22 protein-coding genes and 1 pseudogene are annotated in these 24,555 nt (G+C 50.5%); 5 read left to right on the forward strand and 18 right to left on the reverse strand.

Annotated elements, in window-relative coordinates; translation table 11 throughout:
* The first annotated feature begins 332 nt into the window (after nt 1–332).
* Complete coding sequence (locus H581_RS0123330) at nt 333–2,576, forward strand: UvrD-helicase domain-containing protein (RefSeq protein WP_028612119.1); 2,244 nt, start codon at nt 333–335, stop codon at nt 2,574–2,576.
* Between the two features lie 19 nt (nt 2,577–2,595).
* Here the strand turns inward: H581_RS0123330 and H581_RS35145 are convergent, their stop codons facing one another.
* From H581_RS35145 to H581_RS0123350, 4 genes are all read right to left on the reverse strand, one after another.
* A complete protein-coding gene (locus H581_RS35145) occupies nt 2,596–2,913 on the reverse strand; it encodes a hypothetical protein (RefSeq protein ID WP_211231493.1) in 318 nt (105 codons plus the stop codon).
* Between the two features lie 37 nt (nt 2,914–2,950).
* Nucleotides 2,951–3,454, reverse strand: coding sequence for a ferritin (locus H581_RS0123340; RefSeq protein ID WP_028612120.1), 504 nt, complete (start codon nt 3,452–3,454; stop codon nt 2,951–2,953).
* Between the two features lie 97 nt (nt 3,455–3,551).
* Nucleotides 3,552–3,773 (reverse strand): DUF1450 domain-containing protein, encoded by a 222-nt coding sequence (locus tag H581_RS0123345; RefSeq protein ID WP_028612121.1) that lies wholly within the window; start codon nt 3,771–3,773, stop codon nt 3,552–3,554.
* A gap of 84 nt (nt 3,774–3,857) precedes the next feature.
* Nucleotides 3,858–5,279, reverse strand: a complete 1,422-nt coding sequence (locus tag H581_RS0123350; protein WP_028612122.1) for a S41 family peptidase — start codon at nt 5,277–5,279, stop codon at nt 3,858–3,860.
* A 119-nt stretch (nt 5,280–5,398) separates the two neighbouring features.
* On the opposite strand from H581_RS0123350, the gene H581_RS0123355 reads away from it, so the two are divergent.
* On the forward strand, nt 5,399–6,208 hold the full coding sequence (locus H581_RS0123355; RefSeq protein ID WP_028612123.1) for a Cof-type HAD-IIB family hydrolase: 810 nt from the start codon (nt 5,399–5,401) through the stop codon (nt 6,206–6,208).
* Nucleotides 6,209–6,308: 100 nt separating this feature from the next.
* Here H581_RS0123355 and H581_RS0123360 read toward each other — a convergent pair whose 3' ends face one another.
* The 6 genes from H581_RS0123360 to H581_RS0123385 all read right to left on the reverse strand — a co-directional run bounded on the left by H581_RS0123360 (nt 6,309) and on the right by H581_RS0123385 (nt 13,960).
* Nucleotides 6,309–6,524, reverse strand: a complete 216-nt coding sequence (locus H581_RS0123360) for a hypothetical protein (protein ID WP_028612124.1) — start codon at nt 6,522–6,524, stop codon at nt 6,309–6,311.
* A 181-nt stretch (nt 6,525–6,705) separates the two neighbouring features.
* Nucleotides 6,706–7,227 carry a phage tail protein gene (locus H581_RS0123365; protein WP_028612125.1) on the reverse strand — a complete coding sequence of 174 codons (522 nt, stop codon included), beginning with the start codon at nt 7,225–7,227 and terminating at the stop codon, nt 6,706–6,708.
* A gap of 21 nt (nt 7,228–7,248) precedes the next feature.
* The gene (locus H581_RS0123370; RefSeq protein WP_028612126.1) at nt 7,249–7,752 is read right to left on the reverse strand and encodes a phage tail protein; all 504 of its coding nucleotides are present in this window, start codon (nt 7,750–7,752) and stop codon (nt 7,249–7,251) included.
* Nucleotides 7,753–7,764: 12 nt separating this feature from the next.
* Complete coding sequence (locus H581_RS0123375) at nt 7,765–8,283, reverse strand: phage tail protein (protein ID WP_028612127.1); 519 nt, start codon at nt 8,281–8,283, stop codon at nt 7,765–7,767.
* 106 nt (nt 8,284–8,389) lie between these two features.
* Nucleotides 8,390–8,863, reverse strand: a complete 474-nt coding sequence (locus tag H581_RS0123380) for a GNAT family N-acetyltransferase (protein WP_036719634.1) — start codon at nt 8,861–8,863, stop codon at nt 8,390–8,392.
* A gap of 15 nt (nt 8,864–8,878) precedes the next feature.
* Nucleotides 8,879–13,960, reverse strand: coding sequence for an S-layer homology domain-containing protein (locus tag H581_RS0123385; protein WP_028612129.1), 5,082 nt, complete (start codon nt 13,958–13,960; stop codon nt 8,879–8,881).
* 388 nt (nt 13,961–14,348) lie between these two features.
* Between H581_RS0123385 and H581_RS39755 the strand changes: the two are divergent.
* Together H581_RS39755 and H581_RS39065 are read left to right on the forward strand one after the other, a co-directional pair.
* Nucleotides 14,349–14,636: pseudogene (locus tag H581_RS39755) on the forward strand (hypothetical protein); the annotation flags it as partial.
* A gap of 26 nt (nt 14,637–14,662) precedes the next feature.
* On the forward strand, nt 14,663–14,836 hold the full coding sequence (locus H581_RS39065) for a hypothetical protein (RefSeq protein WP_245600118.1): 174 nt from the start codon (nt 14,663–14,665) through the stop codon (nt 14,834–14,836).
* A gap of 68 nt (nt 14,837–14,904) precedes the next feature.
* Here the strand turns inward: H581_RS39065 and fur are convergent, their stop codons facing one another.
* The 7 genes from fur to H581_RS0123430 all read right to left on the reverse strand — a co-directional run bounded on the left by fur (nt 14,905) and on the right by H581_RS0123430 (nt 22,705).
* A complete protein-coding gene (gene fur, locus H581_RS0123400; protein ID WP_028612131.1) occupies nt 14,905–15,384 on the reverse strand; it encodes a ferric iron uptake transcriptional regulator in 480 nt (159 codons plus the stop codon).
* 130 nt (nt 15,385–15,514) lie between these two features.
* Nucleotides 15,515–16,297: an SDR family NAD(P)-dependent oxidoreductase gene (locus H581_RS0123405; RefSeq protein ID WP_028612132.1), complete on the reverse strand. Its 783-nt coding sequence runs from the start codon at nt 16,295–16,297 to the stop codon at nt 15,515–15,517.
* Between the two features lie 64 nt (nt 16,298–16,361).
* Nucleotides 16,362–16,772 carry a DUF4265 domain-containing protein gene (locus tag H581_RS0123410; protein ID WP_028612133.1) on the reverse strand — a complete coding sequence of 137 codons (411 nt, stop codon included), beginning with the start codon at nt 16,770–16,772 and terminating at the stop codon, nt 16,362–16,364.
* 88 nt (nt 16,773–16,860) lie between these two features.
* Complete coding sequence (locus tag H581_RS35150) at nt 16,861–17,085, reverse strand: hypothetical protein (RefSeq protein ID WP_156889670.1); 225 nt, start codon at nt 17,083–17,085, stop codon at nt 16,861–16,863.
* Nucleotides 17,086–17,369: 284 nt separating this feature from the next.
* Nucleotides 17,370–19,889: a LamG-like jellyroll fold domain-containing protein gene (locus H581_RS0123420; protein WP_028612134.1), complete on the reverse strand. Its 2,520-nt coding sequence runs from the start codon at nt 19,887–19,889 to the stop codon at nt 17,370–17,372.
* Between the two features lie 292 nt (nt 19,890–20,181).
* Nucleotides 20,182–22,263 (reverse strand): transglycosylase domain-containing protein, encoded by a 2,082-nt coding sequence (locus tag H581_RS0123425; protein ID WP_036719641.1) that lies wholly within the window; start codon nt 22,261–22,263, stop codon nt 20,182–20,184.
* Between the two features lie 208 nt (nt 22,264–22,471).
* Complete coding sequence (locus H581_RS0123430) at nt 22,472–22,705, reverse strand: hypothetical protein (protein ID WP_028612136.1); 234 nt, start codon at nt 22,703–22,705, stop codon at nt 22,472–22,474.
* Between the two features lie 232 nt (nt 22,706–22,937).
* Between H581_RS0123430 and H581_RS0123435 the strand changes: the two genes are divergently transcribed.
* Nucleotides 22,938–23,870, forward strand: a complete 933-nt coding sequence (locus H581_RS0123435) for a hypothetical protein (RefSeq protein ID WP_036719645.1) — start codon at nt 22,938–22,940, stop codon at nt 23,868–23,870.
* A 56-nt stretch (nt 23,871–23,926) separates the two neighbouring features.
* Here the strand turns inward: H581_RS0123435 and H581_RS0123440 are convergent, their stop codons facing one another.
* The gene (locus tag H581_RS0123440) at nt 23,927–24,553 is read right to left on the reverse strand and encodes a spore coat protein (RefSeq protein ID WP_028612138.1); all 627 of its coding nucleotides are present in this window, start codon (nt 24,551–24,553) and stop codon (nt 23,927–23,929) included.
* Between the last annotated feature and the right edge of the window lie 2 nt (nt 24,554–24,555).

Consider the following 24,555-nt stretch of genomic DNA (forward strand, 5'->3'; position numbering starts at 1 on the left):
AATCATTATCATATCATTTAAGAATGATAACCTTTCTCATATAACACTGTCAACAAAAAGATGCCTTCAGCCGCGTTCCAGTAATTGGGCATTCCTGACAGGGAGAGAAGAAAGCCGGATAGATGCGCAGCAACGAGCGCACAGTTGGCGCGTCTTGCGCAAGATTGATGCTTATTGCGCGGGCGATTCCGCTACGATCGAGCCGATCGCTTCAAGCAGCAGCGGCAGCACGCCATGGGTGTCTTCTTTCCTTGCCGGCTGAATCATGACCCATCCTCCTTCTATTAGCGATCTGCTATAATGAATAAATATTATTTGCGTAGGTGATTCCAATGAGCATGCAATATTATCCCTATCCGATCGGTGTTCGCAATCGTGAAGTGCCTTGCGCTGACAAAGCCGAGGCCGAGACGAGCCTCCAGCTTGTCGCCGGGCACGAGACGGACGCCGGATTCTTCCGTACCCTGGAGCAGTACGGCATCCTGCTTAACCGGCCGCAAATCGCGGCTGTCCGCCACCATACAGGGGCGGCGCTGACGCTGGCCGGCGCAGGCTCGGGCAAGACCTCCGTGCTCGTATGCCGGACTGCGTATTTGATCGCCGTGCGCCATGTGCAGCCCCAGCATATTTTACTGATGACCTTCTCCAAGAAGGCAGCCGACGAGATGAGAAGCCGAATCCGCTCGCTGCCCGTCGTGGAAGCGAGGGCGGCAAACGGCGTAGAAGCCCGAACCTTCCATTCCTTCTGCCTGCAGCTGCTTCGCGGCCGCGGTTACCGTCAGGCTATTCTGGGTGAAACCGGTCAAAAGCATATCTTTTTTAAAAGGCTTATGCGCGAGCTGCTGCTGCAGAACGAGTATGAGCCCGAGACGGTTCTTGCCCAGCTCTCCTCCCTGAAGCTTCGGATGGTCGAACTGGACGCTCTTCCGGAAGCGACGGTGGAAGAAAGAGAGCTTAAGCTGCTGTTCACGCGTTATGAGCAGTGGAAGAAGGATACGGACAAGCTCGATTATGACGACCTGCTGCTCGAGACCTATCGTCTCTTGCGGGAGGATCCAACGCTTCTCGCAACGCTGCAAAGGCGCTTTCAGTACTTGATGATCGACGAATTTCAAGATACGAATCAAGTCCAATACATGCTCGTGCAAATGCTGGCCGATCAGCATCGCAATCTGATGGTTGTCGGCGATGACGATCAGACGATCTATTCGTTTAACGGCGCCAATAACGATTATATCCTCCATTTCGAGCATCAATATCCAGGCGCGGCCACCATTGTCCTCGACATCAATTACCGGTCGACCCGCACGATTGTCGGGCTTGGCAATGCCATCATTCAATTTAATAAGCAGCGGAAGCCGAAGACGCTCCTCGCCGTTAAATCAAAGGGCGCAATTCCCTCCTATGCCCGTCTCAAAACGACGAACGAAGAGGCGCAGCTGATCGTCGATACGATTACAGCCTTGAGCAGGGAAGGAAAGCGGGAGTTTGGCGACATGGCCATTCTATACCGTACGGCGAGCAGCAGCCGGGCTCTCGTAGAGCTTCTGCTGACGAAGCAGATTCCGTTTCTTGATTTCGGCGACGGCCAGCTGTTCTACGATCAATGGGCGATCAAGCCGCTTCTTGCGCATTTGAGACTCGCCATGGATCGTCGGAATTTCGATGCGATGGAAACGCTGCTGCCTACGCTGTATATCAACCGCGAGCAGGGCATGGCTTTTATCTGGAATCAGGACAAGCAGCAGGCGAAGAAGTGGCCGCTCATTCATCTGCTTGAGTACCCGCAGCTGAAGGAATTTCAGAAGGATAAAATAAAAGAGCGGATCAAGCTTATCAAGACGCTTGCCGATTGCAAGCCCGCAGACGCTGTTATTCAGCTTCGCCAAGCGTTCTATGATCAATTTCTCGAAACGGGCAAGCGGCATGAAATGACCGAGCATAAGGAAGGCCTGAAGGAAATGCTCGATGAGTTTGAAGCAGCCGCCCGGACGTATGATACGATTGACGCTTTTATCGGATATATTGACGCTTTAGCGGAGAAACATGCCGTTCACCGGCAGCAGCAAAAGCACGAGCAGAGCCGCAGCGCCATATCTCTGATGTCCATACACAAATCAAAAGGTCTCGAGTTTCCGGTCGTCTTCGTCATCGGCGCCTCGGAAGGGATCCTTCCCCACAGCTCGGCGCTTGCCGCGGATAAGCATAATGACCGCATTTCCATTCAGACGGGGGAGGATACGCTCGCGGATGCGTTGGAAGAGGAACGACGCCTCGCTTACGTCGCCGTTACAAGAGCGCAGGATGAGCTGTACGTGAGTTCACCCGCCCTGTATCGCGGCAAACCGGCGGAATTGTCACGTTTCATCCGTTCCGCCTTTATGACGGATCCGGCGGCTTCCGGCGACGAGGAAACGGCGCTGGCCTGGCTCTGCGCCAGCGATACCTGCCAAGTATGGCAGCGGATTATGACGTACGAGGATTCGCAGCTGCTTTCGCGCGAATGTCCGTTATGCCATTCCCCTATGGCGCAAGGCGTGAAGGTGCTGCCGAAGAAAAAGAATGGCGCTTCGTAAGGATGGGAAGGCCGGCTCGTTATGGAGCGGCCCCCGGTTTCGGATTATTTTGACCGGTAATGCGGCGCTTTGCGGTCTCCCACTCATCAAGGGATAAATGACCTTCAATCGCTTTCAGTTCTTCAGGAACCTCAACAAAACACATCAATTCCAGGCTGTTGCCGTCCGGGTCGTTGAAATAAACCGAAGCATTGCCTTGATAGGGTCTTGCGAAAGGCTCGCTCGAGGTTCTCCTGCCAAATGGTACGGGCTCCACGTCAATAGATTTAAGCCAGTTTACGGCCTTTCTCAAGTGAGCTAGAAAAAGAGACCGCTCCCGCAGCTGTATGCTTAGCATCGGAACGGTCTCTTCTATTTGCGGCTGCTTGTCCGAATTAAAGCGCCGGAGGCGTGAATGATCGGCCCGCGAACTCCGCGTCCAGCATGTAGAAAGCGTTGCTGTCTTTATCGATCCGTTTCAGCTTGTGAATAATGTTGTCGAACAAAGCCTCTTCCTCCACCTGCTCGTCAATGAACCATTTCAGGAAGTTGATCGTCGCATGCTCGCGGTCGTTCATGGCAAGATCGGAGAGGTTGTAGAACCGCTTCGTGTTCTCCTGTTCATGCTTGTAGCCGTGCTCGAATGCGTCGAGGATCGACTTATAGTCGTTGTTCGGCTCTCCAAGTGCCGCAAGCGTCGCGCGGCGGCCCCGGTCATTCAGGAACTTATATATTTTCATCGCGTGAAAACGTTCTTCCTCGGCTTGTACGATAAAGAAATTGGCAAATCCGTCGAGACTTTCTCCCGAACAATACGCTGCCATCGCAAGATACACATGCGCCGAATAAAATTCAAAATTCATCTGCTCGTTTAATGCTCCCGCTAATCCGTCATTCATTGCTCGTGCACCTCCGCTTTCATAGTTTGTCCTTAATTTTACCATAAAAATAAGGAACGGCAAATGCCGCTCCTAGTTAATATATCCATATTTAAAGTTACCCGATCATTCTCTTCAGCCTTTTGTACAGCTGCTCCGCAGACGGCGCGCTTACCATCTCCGACTTAATGACAACGAAGCATTCATGTTTACACGTCTTGCAATTGCCGAGGCAATCGCTCTTCTTCTGCTTAATATCCGGATAACGATCCTTCATTGCTTTATATATTGGCTTGAGACCGTTCTTCAAATTCCGTTTGCAATATTTGATCTTCTTCATCCGAACACCCCGCAGCGCAACAAAGGATTTGCTTTCTTATAAATGATAATGATTATCATCCCCGTTGTCAACTGCGATTTTGATTTACCCCTTTTTCAGCACTTCAAGCCCTTTGAGCAGCTGGTCGTCTTCCCGCTTCAGCTTCTCGCGCAGCCGGTCAAGCAGCTGGTATCCGGTCTTGTCATTGAATTCGCCGGTTGCTTCCAGCTTCTCCGCCGACTGGAAGCTGCGAATAGCGTCTTTGGTCTGCTCATCGAAGAAGCCTTCTTGACCGGTCGGCCCGTAGCCGAGCACCTCGAGCATCGTCTGCAGCGTCTTGACGTCTTCTCCGTAGCTTCCGGTTTTCAAATCCGAACCGATGGCAAGCGGTCTCAGCTTCGTATAAGCGGGCAGCTCCACCGCATAGTCCGGCGAAACGCCTTGTTTATTAATCCATGTCCCCCCAGGCGTCTTCCACTGCGCCTCCGTCAAGCTTAACACCGAGCCGTCCTTGAATTGATTAAAAGCCTGAACAACGCCTTTGCCGTACGTTTTCTCGCCGATGACGGCAGCGCCTGCCGACTCCTTGAGCGCAGCGGTCAGCACCTCGCTTGCGCTGGCGGACTGCCCGTTCACGAGTACGGCGACGGGAATCGTCCACTTCTTCTGCTGCTGCGATTTATACGTTACCGTCCTGCGCTCATTTTTGTATACGACATTCAGGATCACTTTATCCTTCGGAATAAGCGTATCGGCAATCTTAATCGTCGGCTGCAGCAAGCCTCCGGGGTTGGAGCGCATATCGAGCAGCAAGCCTTTAAGAGGCTCCTTCTCTTGAAGCTCCTTAAGCGCCGCATCAAATTCATCGGCCGTCTTCTCGGCGAACCGGCTGATCGTCACATGGCCGATTCCTCCCTCCAGAAGCTCAGAGGTAACCGTATGAATCGGAATCGCTTCGCGCTTTAAGGTCAGCTCAATCGGTTCCGCCTGACCCGGCCTTTGAATTTGCAGCGTTACATTCGTTCCTTCTTCGCCTCTTATGAGGCCAAGCAGGTCCTGGAACGTCTTGCCCTCCAGCTTCTGACCGTCAACCATCGCGATAATGTCGCCGGGCAGCAAGCCTCCGCGTTCCGCAGGAGCATTCTTTGTCAGTCCGGAAATAACATAATGACCTTCCTCTTCCCTGATTTCCGCGCCGATCCCAAAGATTTCGCCTTGATACGATTCCGTATAAGCATTACCCTCCTCCTCGATCAAATAGCGGGAATACGGATCCTCAAGCGATGCGACCATGCCTTCTGCGGCGCCGTTAATTAACTTTTTGGGATCGGCCCCGTCCAAATAGTCATTCATGATTTTGTTATAGGAAACGGTAAATTGCTGAAAGGTCGGCTCGCCCAGCATCGGATAACGATACCCCGTCCATAAGAGGGCTAACGCAAAGCCGATTGCCGCAAATAGGACGGCACCCAGCATGCAGAAAGTCAGAAACCGTTGTTTGGCGGCCATTGACGCAAAAATTTTCATCCTGTCATCTCCTCGAAAAGTTTGCGGGCAAGCTTCTGCTCCGCCCTTGTATGTATCTTTCATTTTCGCTACAATCAACCTATTCATAAATATAGAGAGCTGGAGAGGAGTTTCATGTAATGAACTATAAACTGATTGCCATCGATGTTGACGATACCCTGCTGACGGATGACCTGATCGTAACAGAGGGCACGAAGCAAGCGATGGCCGCAGCGATAGCCCAAGGCGTGACGGTCACGCTGGCGACCGGCCGCATGTTCGCGTCCGCCCGGAAGATTGCGAAGCAAATTGAACTCAATGTTCCTATTATTACGTATCAGGGGGCGCTCGTCAAAACGCTGCTCGACGGACAGGTTTTATATGAGAGAAACGTGCCTGCCGACGCGGCTAAGGAGCTTCATGCCTTCGCGGAAGCGAATGGGCTGCATCTGCAGCTTTATGTGAATGACGAGCTCTACGGGACGGAAGACAATGACAAGATTAAAGCCTACTCCAAGCTTTCCAATATCCCTTATAAAATAGAACCCGACTTTAACAAATTACTCGATTATCCGATGAACAAAATGCTCATAATCGACGATCCGGCCCGCCTCGACGAAATTGCGGAACAGCTGAAGCCTCTCATCGGCGATCGCGTGCATATTACGAAATCGAAGGCTCATTACTTGGAGTTTATGCATAAAGAAGGCACGAAAGGACACGCGCTCCGCTTTATGGCGGAGCATCTTGGATGCGCCATGGAGCAGACGATCGCCTTAGGCGATGCGTGGAATGATAACGAGATGATCCGCGCTGCCGGCCTCGGCGTTGCCATGGGCAATGCGATTCAGTCGCTGAAGGATATCGCGGATTACGTCACCTTATCGAACAACGAGGAAGGCGTCCGGCATGTCATTGAGAAATTTGTTCTGAATGCTTCCGTCGTTTAGCCGGACCGGACCGCGCCCAGCGGATATCATAGACAAAACAGCCCCTTCGCGACTGGCGAAGGGGCTGTTCGTATGTTAGCACTCTTAATTGCTCATCTTCCTATTCGCCCATCCGGTCCTCTATCTGTTCTTGACGGTACTCTTGAGCTGGGGGATTAAGCCGTTCGTCTTCCCGCTCATCAATCATATCTTCGCGGTTTTCTTGTTTCATTTCCTGTTCAGCATTATTATCAGCATTATTATCATTATTACAACCCGACAATGCTGCGAGCAGACACATGAACAACAACAATTTGCTTATTCCATTTTTGAGCATGGCAAAATCTCCTTATCCTTGAGATGAATTTATTGTTTTCATACCCTGGGTTATTTATGTAAATGATTTCCATATATGCACTGTGGCATAGTCTAACCGTACGGCGCACGGCGAATAACATAGCGAAACAGCCCTTCCGCGACTTGCGAAAGGGCTGTTTGTATTAGCGATAGATAAGAGCTTAAGGCCTTGGCGGAAAAATACCTTGCAAAGCAATGATAAAGTTCAATCCTAAATAAGGCTGCATATTGTTGTGAGGCTGGCTTCCGCCGGCAACGCCGATAGCAATAGGGTTCATCTCTGTTGTTGGGCTTGTCCCATATACAGTCGGGGTTCCACGACCTTGAACAAGCCCTGCCCATACTCCGTTTACGGGAGACGTCGTGCTGCCGGCAGCTACGGCCTGGGGGATATGGGTATGCGCCGGGATCTCGCTCGTCGTTAACGTGACCGATGGACTTCCGCCTACTTCGCCAAGCGTCCTTGGCGATAGACCGGCCCCAGCTCCCTGCTGCATCGGAGCCTTGCCCATCATGTTCGGCAGGGCGAAGGTTGTTTTGCCGTCTCCGCCGTATGTAACACCTAGAATGGAAAATAAAGCTGTATTGGACGGAATGGGAATTAATTGTCCATTGCACAGCGCCCAGCCTTTTGGCGCAAAGTTCCCTGCAAATACGCGAATCTCGCCAATATACGGTTCCATCGTTCTGCCTCCTCTAGTTCTCTAGTCGCGCGTTGGATAATAGCCGTTAATGCAAATGCAATAATTCATCGCTAAATACGGCTGCATATTCGTGTGCGGCGCGCTTCCGCCTGCCTGCGCGATCGCGTTCGGACTCATTGTCGTATCCGGCGTTTGCGAATAGGAGTTCGTCCCTGTCGCAAGCGGTGCCCAACTACTCCCTGCCGGAGTGTAAACCGTGGAGGGCTGCGCACTGGCCATCGCAGCATGATGATGAGCAGGCATTTCGTTTACGGCAAGCGTATGATTCTCTTCTCCTGCGCTTTGTCCCAACATAACGCCGTTGCCGGTATGTACGGGCGTCTTTCCTCTTAAATCAGGCAATTTAAAAGTCGTGACCCCGTCTCCTCCGTACGTGGTGCCAATAATGGAATACAAGGCCGAATTCTGTTGAATCGACAACGTCTGTCCTTGACAAAGCGCCCAACCCCGCGGCGCGAAGCCAAATCCGAATAAACGAATGTCTCCGATAAACGTTTCAGACATCGAAATACCTCCTTAGTTTTGTGACGGATAAATGCCTTCGGTCGCGATAATGAAATTAATCGCCAGAAACGGCATCATGTTATCATGAGGCTGATTGCCTCCGGCAGGAGTGAGCGACTGCGGGCTCATCTGGACGTCCGGCGGCTGCTGAGAGAATAGATTTAGCGTAGTTTGCGCCCCCCAGACGGCACCGGCAGGCGATACCTGCGTTCCAGCCTGCGATGATGCGTTAGCGATATGGGTATGTACAGGCAGTTCGGTCTGCGTTAACGTAACCGTCTCCGTTCCTCCTTGCTTCCCCAACGAATAATTCGTCATTGTTTGCGGGTTCATTCCTTGGCCGACCGGGATGCGGCTTGCCAAGCTAGGAACGCCGAAGGTCGTCTGGCCGTCGCCTCCGTACGTTGTGCCAAGCAGGCTGAACAACGCTTCATTCTCGGAGATCGACAAGAGGCTTCCGTCGCAAAGCGCCCAGCCTCGCGGAGCGAAAGTGCCCCCGAACATCCGAATTTCTCCAACATATTGATCCACTTCGCATTCCCCTTTCAAATGGTATCTACAATCATCTATAAGCAATCGGCAGAATATAGCAGTTACCGAGAACTTCGTCCTTATGGTCTTGCTGCCAATCGAGTACTCATCCGTCGATTAGGCTCGTCCAGCGCATCCGGACATGAAGCTCGTCCTCGCTCACGGTTTCAAAACCGAGCCTTGTATATAATCGCCTCGCAGGATTATCGCTGCGTACCGACAGCCTTAGAGGCAGGCCCGCCAAGCGGGCCTCCTCTTGCAGCTGCCGGATGAGCGCCGTTCCGATTCCCTTGTTACATTGAGCCGGTAAGATCGCTATATCCACTAAAACCTTCTCGTTCCCATGTATGGCCGTTAGCCATTTTCCCGTTCGCTGCCCGTCCGCGATCACGATTTGAATACGATGCTCGGGATACTGCATTCGATAAGATTGCTGCTGGAACCGGAACTGCATCGTAAGAAAGGCTTGTTGCTCCTCTTTGCCCCATCCCCAGGCCGCCACTTCATCGGCCCTCGTTAGCGCATAGAGCTCGAACAATAACGGATCTTCGGGCTGCGTATCCTCTAAGCGAATATTCATTGATCGGTTTCTCCTCTAGATGAATTGTCCCGTCTCAAGGAGCTTCACGATGACGGCCGCCAATTGCGCTCTCGTCATCGGCTCGCCAGGGTTAAGCCGATTGCCGCTGCCGTTTACGATGCCCAGTTGAACCGTTAGAGCAACTGAAGATTTCGACCAGCCCTTCAGCTTATCGCTGTCCTCAAACGCATGAAGCCCCGCTTCAAGCTCGGCTTCCGTAAAGCTCGGCTCAAGTTCCATCAGCTCAAGCGCGCGGGCCAAAATAACCATCGCCTCTTCCCGCGTGATTTGCCCGCCCGGACGGAACGATCCGTCGGCGTAACCGCTGATCAGTCCGAAATCGGAAGCCGAAGTTAGCGAAGCCGCGAACCATTGCTCCTGACTTACGTCCGTAAATCCGCTTCCTGCAGTGTCGTTGTAGAGCCCAAGCGCTCCGGTAATAATGGCCGCAAACTCGGCCCGGGTAACGCTCCGGTTCGGTTCGAATTGATCCTCTCCGGTTCCTTGCACGATTAGACGAGAAGCTAATTCTTCGACGTAAGCCTTAGCCCAGCCGCTGACATCCGAGAACGATTTCTCGTAATCGATAAGCGAGAATACGCCGTTCGCGAAGCTGTGGACCTTGATTTCAAACTTTCCGTCCTTCTTATCGATCTTGGTCGGAACATGCACCAGTTTGCCGTTTGGCAGCAGAAGCACGGCCGTCTTTGGCGATTTCCCTTCCAGCTCCTCATCGCCGTAAGCGATCGTAATGTAACCTTTGATCTTGGTCAGATCGATTCTCGAATCCCCATTTTGGAAATACAATTGGTAGCTCATTGGAGTGACCAGCAATTCGTAGCCTTTGTCCTCGGCAAGTGCTTCCAGCTTATCGGTAGATGCCTGATCGGCTTGTTTAATCTCGATTTTTAACGTCTTGCCGCTGTCATCCCAGCTCTTCAACACTTCGCGAATGGCCGAAGAGGATAGACCGTAGCCCGTTCCATTCATGACGAGATTGATCGTTTTGTTCCCGCTTTCCAGCAGGGCAAGCAAATCGCGGTCCATGGCCAGTTCCGCATTGTCGGCCGCGGAGCCGACATCGATCGTTATTTCTTTGTCGTTCGAACCGTTAATGAGGTCCGTTAGTTGACTGCCGTCGATAGACACGACAACGACCTTTTGCCCGTCTTTGGTGACGATTTCGGCCTTAATTCCGGAATGATTGCCGATTCCTTCAATCGTAATCGTAACCGAAGGAATCGTCGGAGGGACGCCGCCGCCGCTTGGCGGCCTGTTGTTCTTGATCGTAACCGTCGCCGCGTTCGAAACCGCGAGCCCGTCATTGGCTTTATAGGTAAACGTAACATCGGCATAATAACCGGACTCCGGTTCAAAGCTGAACTCGCCCGTCGCGGAATCCAGAGCTACGGTTCCTTTGACCGGCTGATCGACGATAGCGTATGTTAACGCATCCTGCTCGACGTCCGAAGCGGCGAGTTTACTCTCGATTTTAGCGCTGGCCGTCGTGCTGAACGTTTGATCCTCCGCCGTAGGAGCATCATTCACGGCGGCTGCCGTAATCGCCATATCGACGGATCCGGAAGCCGCAATACCGCCAGCCGCTGCCGTCCACTCATAGGACGTCGTTCCATGCCAATTCGCTGCCGGTATAAACTGAAGCTTGCTTATGTCGGCAAAGGCGATAGTCTGATTCGCGGCCGCGGCCGTTCCGTCATATTGCAGCTTGCCGTTCTCAGGCAAGGTTAGAATCGTCAGCGTATCCAGCGCTTCGGAATCCGCATTGCTATACCCAAAGTCTGTTTCTGCAAAAGTTAATGCCGTATCCTCCGTCCCTGCAGCGCTACTATCCGAAACAACCGGCACCGACCGGTAATCGATCGCATCCGAGAAGGTCGCTGAATTTCCCGCTTCGTCGGTTACTTTCAGATACACGGTTTTGGAACCGTAGCCGTTCGAGAGCTGCCAGCTTTCGGCAGCCGGCTTCCAATCCGTACCGTCGTTGGAGAGCTGCAATACAACATCGTTCAAATCCGTTCCGATATAGGTCAGCGATACGTTACCGGATGTCGTTGCGACATCGCCGTTATTGATCGAAATACTGCCTGTAGGTAGGGTTTTATCAATCGTGAATGTAATGGTCGTACTGTTGCCGTAGTCATCTGTTACGACAAGCGTATGAAGGCGTTCTTCGGAGACCGTCGCTCCACTGACGAAGTCCGTCGCATTCAGCTTTGCGGTGGCTACGCCGTTGTTATCCGAGTATGAAGGCTGCTGATCCGTATTGTAAAACTTGCCGTTAATAACGCCGGTCACGTTCGGCAGCGTTTTATCGATGCTAAAATTCACGGTCGTCACGTTGCCGGCCGCATCCGTAACGACGAGTTTATGAATGCCTTCGCTGCTGACGATGCTTCCGGATGTAAACGGATTGCTGCCAAGAACTGCGGTTCCTTCGTTGAAGGTAACCGTTACATCTTCATTCAGCTTGTCACCTTCGTTCACGCCGCTTAGTATTGGATTTGTCTTATCGATCGTGAACGTTTTTGTCGTCGAATGACCGAGGTCATCCGTTACAACAAGCACGTATACGCCCTCTTTGGTCACGGTCGTGTTGCTAACAAATGGCTCAGCTCCCAGCGGCTCAACTTTCAACGTTGCCGTGCCTTCGTTAAACGAGATCGTTTTATCTTCATTTGTGATTTCGCCGTCGGTAACTCCCGTTACGACCGGAGCCTTCGTATCCAGTTCGATCGTATCGGAGAATTCTGCCGTATTGCCCGCCTTATCGGTCAGCTTCAGGTAAACCGTCTTCGATCCGTCGTTGTCTGTCAAATCCCATTGCTTGGTGGCAGATATGTCTTCAAGCGGTGTGCTCCAGGTTAAATTGTCGTTTGAAAATTCCATCTGAATCGTATGTTGATCCGTTCCGGCAATCGTTAACGTAACCGTTCGGCTGCTTGTTTTCGCAGCGCCGCCCTGGATCAATAAGCTGCCCGTCGGCGGCGTCTTATCAATTGTAAAAGCAACCGTAGTGATGTTCCCATAGGCATCTGTCACAACAAGCTCATACGCTCCATCAGCCGATATCTCTGTACCGCTGGTGAAGCTGGCGCCGTCTGGGATTAATACCGCAGTCACGCCTGAATTCGCATCCGTAAAGACTGGCGTTACATTAATGTTGTAAAGAGTGCCATTGATAACGCCGGTCACGGTCGGAGGTGTCATGTCGATGCTGAAATTCACTGTCGTTTTATTGCCCGCTTCATCCTCCACGACAAGTGTATGACTGCCTTCGCTGCTGATGGTGCTTCCACTCGTGAACGCTGAGCCGCCTAGCAAGGCGGTTCCTTCATTAAACGATATCGTCACATCATTCTTGTACTTCTTGCCATCTTCGACTCCGGTCACAACTGGTAGTACAGTATCTACAATGATCGAGTCATCGAAGTCTTTTACGTTGCCCACTACATCCTTTAACTGCATGTGGACCGTCCTCTCGCCATCTCCCGGCGTCAGACTCCAGCTGTAGCTGGTTGCCCCTGCGATCCAAGCGGCGTTGTTTAAATCCGTTAAGGTATTCCCGAAGCGCATTTGGATCGGAGGATTGGTGTCCTGGAAGTCGATGGTTAACCCAACATTATTAGAATTGATTTTGTTATTGCCCGCCGCGATTACAAGTGAGCCGGTCGGTGCCGTCACGTCTATTTTAAAATCAATAATCGTTTCATTGCTCGCAGCATCCGTCACCACAAGGGTATAGCTGCCTTCGGTGCTCACGGTGCTTCCGCTGCTGAAAGCCGTCCCGTTAAGCATAGCTGTGCCGTCACTAAAGGATATTATTACAGGCTGGTTCGAAATTAAATCATCACTTACGCCTGTCACGATCGGTGCGGTTTTATCAATCGTAAATTGAATCGTTGTCGTGTTCCCTGCCGCATCCGTTACGATAAGGTTATGCATTCTCTCATCGCTTATCGTAGTGCCGCTCGTATACGGATTTCCGTTCAGCGTTGCCGGACCCTCGGTAAATACCGCACTCACGTCCTGATTTGTAACTTCCCCGGTAGTGACGCCGGTTACAACTGGCGGAGTCGCATCCATGATGATCGTATCGCTCAGAGTAACTTCATTCCCTGCTTGGTCTGTCAATTTCATATGAACGGTTTTTGGGCCGTCGCCTGTGGAAAGTGCCCATGATTTGCTGTTACTAAAAGGTTCTTTGGTGCTCCAAGTTCCTGTGCTATCATTTGAAAATTGCATTTCAATAGAATCGCCGTCAGGATCGGAAGAAGACATATCCAATGTCACGTTAGCCGTATTCGTGTAAGTTGCTCCGTTATTTATACTAATCGTGCCGGCAGGTGGAGAGTTAGGGGAATAAACATATTCAACATAAGGTATGCCGCCGTTTCTGAGAGCGATATGATTAGTCAATCGGTCGGGTATTTGAAAGTAGCTTTGTACGTTATTAATTTGAGCTTCGGAAAGTCCATCGGCTGCAAGCTCTTCCCGGGTTATTCCGGTCAACACGAAGGTTGCGTCGTTTCCGGGCGTCTGACGTCGCGAGTTCATATAACCGGTGACATCATATCGAAATTCTACATAGTCTCCATTTGCAATGCCTGTATCATAGGTATGCATTCCTATAAAGTCCGTCGCTTCGTTATATGCGGGTAAACCCGAGAGATCCGGCCAGCTTGCTTCTATCCAATCATCGTTCTCGGATTTAAACACCTTAATATAAGGAGGATCGCTCACATTATTGTGTTGTTTCCCCGCATAAGTAACCGAAATGGGGATGACAAGCGTTGCCGATTCCAGCGCTTTCGTGGTGCTGACGCCGGAGAGAGGGAATTGTAAATACGTTTTCTGAGAACCGTAAATCGTATCAAAGCCGATATAGTTTCTTCTTCCGAACGTGTCATTTGAATTATCATATCCGTCTTCAATTAAACTTACATCGCTGAACATATCCTTCACCGGATAAATAGGGGGCTCTGGGACCGCGGCACTAACCCGCTCAACAAAAGCCGCCTGTTGGAACAGCATAACAACCAGCGCGGTAATTAACAGCATAGCTACATTCTTCTTCATCAATATCCTCCCTGCATTTCTACAAAATTCGCGTTTCGCGCATGCAAGAATCAAAGTCTATCTGTCTACTCTTTCGGCAATTCGCAACTCATATAGATTAGCATATAATGGTTATTTTGACACCAATAAAATCATCCTTCCCTACTATTAATAGGTATGTTCTAGGTATATCGCATCAGAAAACAAAAAAGAACATTCATCAATGAATGTTCTCCGCCTACGCGTTGCGTGTCTGATTCGTTTACTTTAACTACATAAACGAATGGAAAGTATAGCACATGACAACAACAACTATTCCCGCCAATTGGCGTAGAACGTTTTTTATTATATTTTCAGGCCAAGCCTTCTCCCTGCTGAGCAGCTCGATGGTTCAATTCAGTATCATTTGGTGGCTGACCGGTACGACTGGCTCTGCCGTTATGCTGTCCAACGCCTCCGCAGCGGGCTTGCTGCCGCAGGCGCTGCTTGGACGTTCATTGGTACGCTGATCGACCGATTTGACCGCAAAAAAATAATGCTCCTCGCCGACAGCTCGATTGCGGCCGTCAGCTTGGCGCTTGCTCTTCTCTTTAGAGAACCGCCTATTTGGGTCATCTTCGCGGCGCTCGGCATTCGGTCGGTCGCGACGGCCTTTCATATGCCAGCCATGCAAGCCTCCGTTCCGCTGCTTGCTCCTAGCGAGGAACTTACCCGAATAGCGGGATGGAATCAATTCGTATTCTCGGCTTCTGGTCCATTGAATATGTCCTCTTCATCGACAGGGTGGCTTCTTGGTTCGCGATTTCCGGCGTACTCATTACGGCCGTCGGCGCTGGCACCTATCTGATGCCTTCGGTTAACGCGCTCGGGAAAGAGCCGCAAGCGAAGTCTGAATAACTATAAAAAAAAACGGAGCTGTCTCGCCGGGTCAAATGACCTTGAACAGCTCCGTTTGTTTATCTATGTCAAGAAACAGCTTTGCCTTCTCTCTTGCACTCGCCTTTCGTGCAATTCTTGTACGTGCCCGTAAAGTCTAACCGGTGGTCGCTTACTTTGAAGCCGTATTCGCGTTCCAGACGCTGTTCGAGATCATACAGCCAATCCTCTTTGATTTCTTGAAGCGATCCGCATTCTTCGCAGATCAGGTGATGATGCATATGCTCATGTTCATCTCCACGCAGATCATACCGCGCTACGCCGTCCCCGAAGTTCATTTTCTCAACGATATTCAGATCCGCCAGCAGCTCCAGCGTACGATATACGGTTGCCAGGCCAATATCGGAAAACTTCTGCTTGACCAGCATGAACACGCCCTCCGCGCTCAAATGATCCTTTTCATTTTCCAATAATACCCGCAAAATAATTTCACGCTGCGTCGTCAACTTGTAGCCGTTCGCCATCAGATGCCGGTTAATTCTGTCCATTTCCGCCGTGATGCTCAGCATGCCGGGTTCCTCCTTTTATTGTAACAAACATCGGTCTGCTTCTAAAAGTTCGATGTAAAGGTTTTCTTTTGTAATTATTACAATCTAATGGTAGTACAGTTTCTAAAATAAATCAAATAAAAATGAATGGCTATAGAACTGCGGATAGCCCGCCGTCAATATTGACCGATGTGCCGGTGACGAATGACGCCGCATCCGAGACAAGAAAGCCGATGACGTTAGCCGCTTCCCTGGCCTGTCCGATCCGGCCAAGCGGGATGCCGTGCCGGGGATCGGCCGCGAATTCATCCCACGTGAGTTCCGGCGCCGTAGCCTGCCACTTCCGCTCGATCTGCGCGCTGCGGATCAAACCGATGCAAACCGCGTTTACCCGGATCCGGTCGGCTGCCAAATCCTTGCTCATCGCTTTCGTCAGCGCAAGTCCGGCTGCCCGGCTAACCGAAGTAGGAAGCGACGAGGCGGACGGCGTTTTGCCGCCGACAGCCGTTACGTTGACGATGGCTCCTCCGCCGGCATGCCGCATGTAAGGCAGCACTGCCTTCGTGAAATGGACGGCTCCCATCAGCTTCAAATCAAGATCAGCCGCCCAGGCATCGCCGTCCACCTGCTCGAACGGCCGGGCGGCCGATGTCCCGGCATTATTGACGAGAATATCCACCTTGCCGAAGCGCGCCGCCGTCTCCTCGACCGCACGGGCCGCTTCTTCGGGCACCGACACGTCCGCGCTGATCGCGAGCACTCTTTTGCCCGTCTGCTCCCTAATTCGCTCCGCCGCGCTTGTAAGTGACTCCTGCTCTCTCGCAACAATCGCCACTTCAGCCCCTTCAGCAGCCAGCAATAGAGCAGTGGCATATCCAATTCCTTTGCTTCCGCCCGTAACGACGGCAACCTTACCGTTTAATCCAAGCTCCATTCTTGATTACCTCCTGCTTTAGTTTATCCAAACAAAGACGCGCTGCCTAAACGTTCCATTACACTCATTTTTGTACCGCGTTGATAACCTTCTGCACTTCGTCTTGAATATCGACAGACGTATGTGCCGGTAAATTCACGATAAAGATGCCGCCAAATACCTGCTCGGCATTGCCGTTCCAGTCGCGGATCTTATTCTTAAGGATTTTCAGCTCCAAGGAATGAATGACCTCCCGGCTAAGCAGCCAGTTATGTCTTGTAAACGCTGATTTTTTGATCGTATCTATGTAATAGGAAACATCCCTTGACTTTCTGACCTTAATGACATCTCCGAAAGACACCTTTTCCGTAAAAACCGGATTCTCTTCGATTTGGTAGACATCCTCTTCCAGCTGCGTCACATCAAGCACCTCAACCTCTCGCCCTTCGCCGTCGAAGCAGAGATGCAGCTCGATATAATCCTTAAAGTCTTTCATGCTGCTCACCCTCTATATCTCTATTAATAGACAAAGCATAGCATAAATAGAGGGTTGGCATAAACCATAAATCGGCTCCAGTCGGCGCTTATCTTCTTCTTGATCGAATTATCAGCCTTACTCCGTAATAGACCGCACCCGCAATCAAACATACGGCCCCCTCAATAATCCAATTCCCGCCTCGGACTTTGCCGAATGAGACCTCGTGCTGCAGATCATCCACGCTCTCATAGCTATTCATGATATCCGGCACATACATTGCGGTGTTTACCGCTCCGATGATCACCTGTACGGCAATGATGACTACAGCCATAATTAAAACTGCTCCCAATGCTTCTGCAATTAGTCGAAATTGAATGAACTTCATAGGACAAGCTCTCCGTTTCTGCTGGATTTTACAACCATTCGTTCTTCAGGTATTCGATTCATGAGGACATATTTCCTTGTTATTTTACGTATGCGATAAATAAAAAAAGGCTCTTGCTTTATCGCGTCGGGAGCAATATTACGGAACATCCGCCAAAATCGCGAACAAAAAAAACCGTACAGATAACCGTACGATTTTTTTGTTCGAAGCATTTATAAGCTGTTACCCGTTTATTGTGCTAAATTTAAAATTTCCGATGGTGAAAGCGCACCTTCATAAATGCGCAATTCATCCATCAAGCCTTTGTATGGCGTATCCCACCAGTTGACGCCCAAGCTGAAGCCGGCATCGGTAGTCGTAAACAGATTAGGGAAGTTCGTTCCTGTAAATTTCTCTGCTCCATTGACATAAACATGAATCGTACCGTTATCAACGGAGAAAGCCAAATGCGTCCATTCCCCTCTGTTGATTGTCATACCTGTGACAGCGTCATACCAGCTCGAACTGGCGGACCAGATCATTGTGTTTCCGCCCACGGGACCGTTCGGAACGAGGCTTAACCAGTTACTGCTGTCTCTTGCGCCGAAGAAAGTCGTTGTAAACATCGTTAGTTCCTCAGGCTTCAACCAAAGCGATACGGTGTACTCGTTACTGGAGATTAATCCGTTCGGCAAGCGTACGCCGGACGCTCCGTTAAACACGAGGGCTTTACCGTTCTTGCCGTCAACATATGACATCGTGCCGCCCGTATTGTCAATTCTATTGCCGGTGACAGTACCGGAGCCGAAATGACCTACCGTATCGCTCAAGTCGTCTTCAAACGCATAATGAGCCGCTAATCCGGCTTCTTTGTACGGAAGCACCGTAATTGTAAAGCTTTTCTCCGCATTTACTGAACCTTTTGCAATCATTGCAGTAAGTGTAGCCGTCACAGGATCAGACCCAGCCTCCGGCCGGTTGATAACTCCTGTCTCTGTGACCACGTTGGGATCCGAAGTCTTCCATGTTATTTCGGTGTGCCTAGTACCTTCTGCCGGAAGCGTCAAATTGGAAATGACGTTCGCCGTGTCGCCAAGATCCAGGTCATTCAAAACATCAGCTACAATTTCTTCATCTGTTTTATCGGGCAGTTTACTTCCCCAGACGGATACTCCTTCTTCGGACATTGCTGTAAATGTCATTACATAACGTTCCGACGTTGGATCCCAGAGACGCACGAATACTCCTTCATAGGTTACTCGATCCACGGTTATTTCCGCTTGGTTATGGCTTGTCTTTTTCCATCTGCCATTAACATCTCCGGATATGGTATGGTCTTTGTTTAAACGAATGAATACAGCGTTTCTGATCTCTGCTGAATTATCTTTCCCATGGTTAATAAATTTGTACTCGCCGATCAAGTCTTGCGTATTTACTTTGTCAAGCTTTTCACCGGAATAGCGGTATGGCGCAACTACTGGCCAACCGTCTTTATTCATAAACATTTGGTGAACCCGAACCTCATGAAACTCGCCTGTTTGCGGGAATCGCGAATGGAAAATCAAGAACTGCCTTCCTGTTTGATCATCATAGTAAACGGAATTATGTCCTGGAGAAACATAACCGGTGCCTATTCCCGTCCCAGAGTCTCCAACTTTTCGATCAAATAAGAAGTTGCCCATCAGCTTGTTCCCGTAGGGAGCATTATCCGTGTTGCCCGGCAGCACTGCATCTTGCCCTTGCGCATCAACATAGGGACCGTCAGGTGTCTCCGACCTGAACTGTCTCATATTATAGCCGCCATCTGCGCCTAACCACCCATAGGTTACATACAAGTAGTAATAGTCTGTGTTCTTGTCATATACAACATAAGGTCCTTCGCCTGACTTGAAATATCCGCCTGCAATTTTTGTTCCAAAATACCGGTCAACAAGCCTGCCGTCAGCTGTTGTTCCATCTTGGCCTGGATACATGGCTTTCCCTGTGGCTTTATCGATTTCAAGCATAAAGATTCCGCCGGACCAAGATCCGTACGTCATCCACAGTTTGCCGTTCTCGTCATAAAACAAATTAGCATCTATCGCATTTGGATAGATATCATTCGCATAAGTTCCATTTGCATTAAACCACTCGGATCTTTCTCCCGTTAACGTACCGTTCTCGACAAGCTTATTAATATTGGTATTCGTCCATTTCTTATTAATTACACTATTGGTATCATATGCTTCATCTCTGGTAAAACCGGAATATACAATGGTATCCCCGTACGTATACGGACCTTCAATATTTTGAGATACCGCAAAACCGATCGCGGAACGTATATAGGTTGAGGATGCGCTGTAATACATCATATAAGCGCCTGTTGTTCCATCCTCATTCTTATAGTTTTCATTCCAGAAAACATCAGGAGCCCATACGGAATATCCGCCCTTGCTGTCAGAATCATTCTCCCCGGCCCAAGCAAAAGAGCCTGCCAGATTCTCCGATAAATCTCCATATAATACGTTGCCGGGCGTCGTGTACCCATTTGTGAATGTCGTCCAATTTATCAAATCGGTTGACTTCGCTGCTTCGATATGAGAACCGAATACGTAATACGTATTACCGTCTTTTACGATCGATGGGTCGTGAACGGACACATTTTGAAATAGGGGAGCTTCACTTTCCGGTTTGTCCGGTTTATCCGCACCCTCGCCAAGAACAATATTGGGTATTAGGAAGACAAGCATTATGAAAAGAAGCGTACTTCTTCGCGCCATACTTTTACTCATAACAGTGCTCCTCTCTCTTCTTGCCTTTTTTTGAAAGCGTATCCATTTAAATATTGCCGCTCTTTCTAGAAGTTGATTAACACCCCTCCTCTATTTTTGAGATTTGCCGGCATCTGATAAAACGCTTACAAATTGCTTAAAATTAATATATTCATTACATATTAACAATACTATTAATAACATAAATCTTCATTTATGACAACATTATAATTTTTGAGGTTACTTAAAGCGAAGAAGCATAAAACAGGAGCCCGGCATCGACCGGGCTCCTTTCTCTAGCGTTAGATGAGACTTAATCATTATCGTCATTATCGTCGCGGTCTTTGTTTCTGCCCTTCCCCTTACCTTTGTCTTTCTCTTTATCTCTTTCTTTCTCTAACCATTCCTTCCATTTTTCCTCCGCTTTCTTACGATCGCGGTCGCGGTCTTTCTCTTTTTTCTTATCCGAATCGTCATCATCGTCCGAATCCGTTTGTAGTTTCTTGCCGGGCATCAGACCCGGGGCTCCTGGAAAGGACAGTACAGGCTCATCCTTTAATGCGCCTTCCATTAGCGCTTGAAAGACGGCAGCCGCAGCCTTGGAGCTTGTCGTCAAGTAATGCTTACTGTCGCTTTGATCGTAGCCTAACCATACCGCTCCGACCAACTGCGGCGTATAGCCGACAAACCAATTATCCTTTGCACCGTAACCGGACGTACCCGGCATTTGCGTCGTGCCGGACTTTCCGGCAAGAGGCCTTCCCTCAAGCGCGGCCGCCTCGCCGGTTCCATCCTGAACGACGCCTTCCAGCATAGCTGTCATCGTCCTGGCAATGGCGGCATCCGTCGCCTTCGCCCCCCTCGTCCCCTTAAATTCAGCCAGCACCGTGCCGTCGGCGGATTCAATCCGGCTTATGGCATGAGCCTTCATACGAATACCGTCATTGGCGAATACGCCGAATGCTTCCGCCATTTGCAGCGGCGATACGCCTTCCTCGAGACCCCCAAGCGCAAGGCCAAGCGTCCTGTCGCTTTCGGTTAATGGAATGCCGAATCGGGCTGCCGCATCCGCCCCTTGCCCTACGCCCATTTCGTTCAACAGCTTCACGGCCGGAATATTATAGGAATGAATGAGCGCTTCATAGATCGTCACTTCTCCGTGATAGCGTCCGTCTGCGTTCCGAGGCTCGTAACCTCCGATATTGATCGGTTCATCGATTAACTTGTCGCCGGGCCGGTAGCCCTGCTCAAGTGCTGGCGTATAGACCGCTACGGGCTTGATAGTCGAGCCCGGCTGGCGCTTAAGCTGAACCGCGCGGTTATACCCGCGGAACGGCTGCTCTCCTCTGCCTCCGACGAGCGCCCGGATTCCGCCGTTACGCGGATCGACTAAGACGGCGCCGCTCTGCAGCAGCTGATCCGCCGCGCTTTCGGGGAAGAGCGTTTCTTTCGCATATGTCCTTTCCGCTGCTTCCTGCATGCCTGTGTCCATTTCCGTATAGATTCGAAGCCCGCCTTCCAATACTTCATTCTCCGACAGGCCATAGACGGTCATTGCCTCGCGAATGATCTGGTCCACGTAATACGTATACAGGATGTCCTCCACGCGGTTAGGCTTCGAGCTTAACAAGGTTACTTCCTCTTTAACCGCGGCTTGGAACGATCCTTCCGTAATAACTCCCTGATCTCTCATCAGCTTCAGAACGACGTCCCTCCGTTCCTTCGCCTTTTCCATATGCTTATATGGCGTAAGCGCGGAAGGCGCCTTGACGAGACCGGCAAGCAGCGCGGACTCCGCAACCGTAAGCTCGTTCACCTGCTTGCCGAAATACGTATACGCCGCCCGTTTGATTCCCCATGCTCCCTCGCCGAAATAAATCTGGTTTAAATACATTTCCATGATTTCCTGCTTACTGTAGCTTTCCTCGATTTTTTTCGCGAGCAGCGCCTCATTCCACTTTCTCGACCAGGTTCTCTCATGCGACAAAAAAACGTTTTTGGCCAGCTGCTGCGTAATGGTGCTGCCTCCCTGAACGGTGCCCCCTGCGGAAAAGTTCGTCACCAGTGCGCGCGTAATCGCCCGCATATCCATACCGTCATGCTCAAAAAAACGTTTGTCTTCAACGGCTACTACGGCATCGACCATATGCTTGGGAATTTCGGCGTATCCGATTTCCTCGATTTTATTGAAGGCAAGGCGGGTTGCCTCCTTCCCCTCTTGGTCATAAATAACCGTTGCCGCCGGCAGCGGCTCGCTCAGCTGATCGATGTCCTGTACCTCTACCATTACCCGGAATGAAGCCCACCCGCCGACAACGATCGCGATAAGCACCGCCAAGGCGGCGATCGCCAATTTCTTCGCATTTATGGTTCTCAATCTAACGGTTCGTTTCATATAAATCGTACTCCCCTGCGATAACATGTTTCTCTCATTCTTATACATTTCGCAAGGGAGCGTATTTTTCAGTACGCACTCGCAAAGCACCTGTCGGCGTACCCGTCTGAGGACATAACCGTTCAAGCGAATTCTACGCGCCAAATAAAGGTGAGCCCGACATGCGTTCCATACGCATTCGGATTCACCCTTCGGGCATTCTATTTGATTAAGCGTGCTGTTCCAAGTCCGAACCATCTCCAAAACGGTCCGCCAACAGCTGCTGGTAATCCTCCTTCTTGCTTAAGTATTGCCGGTACTGCACCTGAGCGATTTCATCATCCGGATTATCCTCCAAATAAACCTCCAGCTCCGCCAGCGTTTGTTCAATATTATGGAGGATGTCCTTGCCTGCGTAGCCCTTTCTACCGTTTTTCCGTTGCGATTTCCTAGCATCATTCATCTTATGTGCCTCCTGCTGCCCTATTCTATTGATTGCGAGCGGTAATGCAAGACTTGCAAACCTTCGGGCTTCGTTACTCACTATATGCAAAGGATGGAGGATTAGAACAGCAGATAGGCCGACCCGTTTCAGCTTGACACATCCAGTCGGATCAGCATATAATCCCAGGTAATTTAATTCATATTTAACGGGTGTTTTCCGGATTGTTCCTTAGGATAAGGAGGAGAAATCAGTGTCGAACGACAGGCCGAATCACGATGAACGAATAACTCGGGAGCCCGGTATCGAAGCGATCATTGAAATGCTTAGCGAACGGATATCGGGGGCGGGTTTAAATACTCTGCTGCTTGAAGTGTTTAAGAGCAGAGCCCCTCGGTCAACTGCCAGCGAGTTATTAAAAAAATACCAGGCCAACCGTTTCGTGCAGCCCGCAAGCGTTAATCCACTCGAGCTGAAACAGCTGGAGCTTGATGTATTGCGAATCGCGGACAGCCGCTCCGCCACCCCCGTCCAGCTATCTCCCGTTGCTCCGCTTGGAGCCTGCTCGGCAATCGCGACGGTGGATCAGAATAAAGTGATCTCCGCGCTCAGAGGAACCGAGGTGGTGTCGGACGCTACGAATCTATTAGCTTTGCATATATGCGATTTAATGAAGTCTCGCATACGGAGCAACCGGGATGATTTTATCCGATTCAGCACAACGCATAGACATGTGAGGGCGCAATATTTCGGCAGCGCTCCCGGAATGCTTCCTCATTTTCACTTGTTCTGCATGGTTACGTCCGGCATAGACCGGGGTTCCTACAGCTTTGAGAAGCAAGCCTTCCGGGAGCACATATCGGTCTACCAGGACATATTCCAAACCTTGTTCCATTCGGAGCTTGAGATTGTTCTGAGCATTCGTGACGGGTACAAGGATGCCGAAGGGCTGGTGGAGAGAATTCTGCAGGACGGGGAGCAGCGTTCGGTTAAAACATCCGTCAAAGAGCCTAACCTGAATAATCCATATTATAAGGGGCTGCAATTTACGATCCAGACAACAATTAATGGACGTGAATTTATGATCGGAGACGGCGGTTTCGTCGATTGGTCCCAACAAATGCTGGGGAACAAGAAGGAAAGGATGCTCATTAGCGCGATTGGATTAGACCGGCTTCTCATGTAATCCGCCTCTGTACGGGCTAAAAAAAAGCCCCGCTGTATAAGCGGAGCTGGACGGTCCTACTGTTGCATATTGTAAGGCGTATTTGGACCCGCCATTGGCTGCTGCGCTTGAGCTTGCAGCATATCCATGCTGTTCATCGTATTTCCAGCCGTTTCATAGCTGTTCAACACCGTGTTCGTCGTCATCTCTTTCATCGTCGGCACCTGATAGTATCCGGCTTGGTTCATATACTGCCAGATCTCATAGGCTTGCTCGGAGCAATTCACGGCGCTTTGCTGCATCATCCGGCGCAGCTGCGGATCCGCGCACTCAAGAGCTGCAATCATCGTCATCAGAGCGGATGATTTATGACAGCCGAGAATGCCGCAAGCCACATCGCGATCATCCATTTGATTGACCGATAAGTTCGGGGTTTGTCGAGCCGGGTTGTCCAAACCGTATATCGGCGCCGTATTCATCGGGGAACGGTAAGGCACCGCTTGGCCTCTGCCCTGATGATTCAACGATTGGACGGTCTGATTGTACTCGTTCATCGTAAACTGCAGCTGGCGATCGACAATTTGAAGAAGCCTCTGATCCTTAACGTACGGGCGATACAATTGAAACAGATTGATGCGGTCGATGGACGCATTCAGTACTTCATGCAGTTCCATCGTTTCATGCGCACCCAGATGTGCTGTCATGT

The sequence above is a fragment of the Paenibacillus harenae DSM 16969 genome, from assembly GCF_000422465.1.
Lineage (GTDB): Bacteria > Bacillota > Bacilli > Paenibacillales > Paenibacillaceae > Pristimantibacillus > Pristimantibacillus harenae.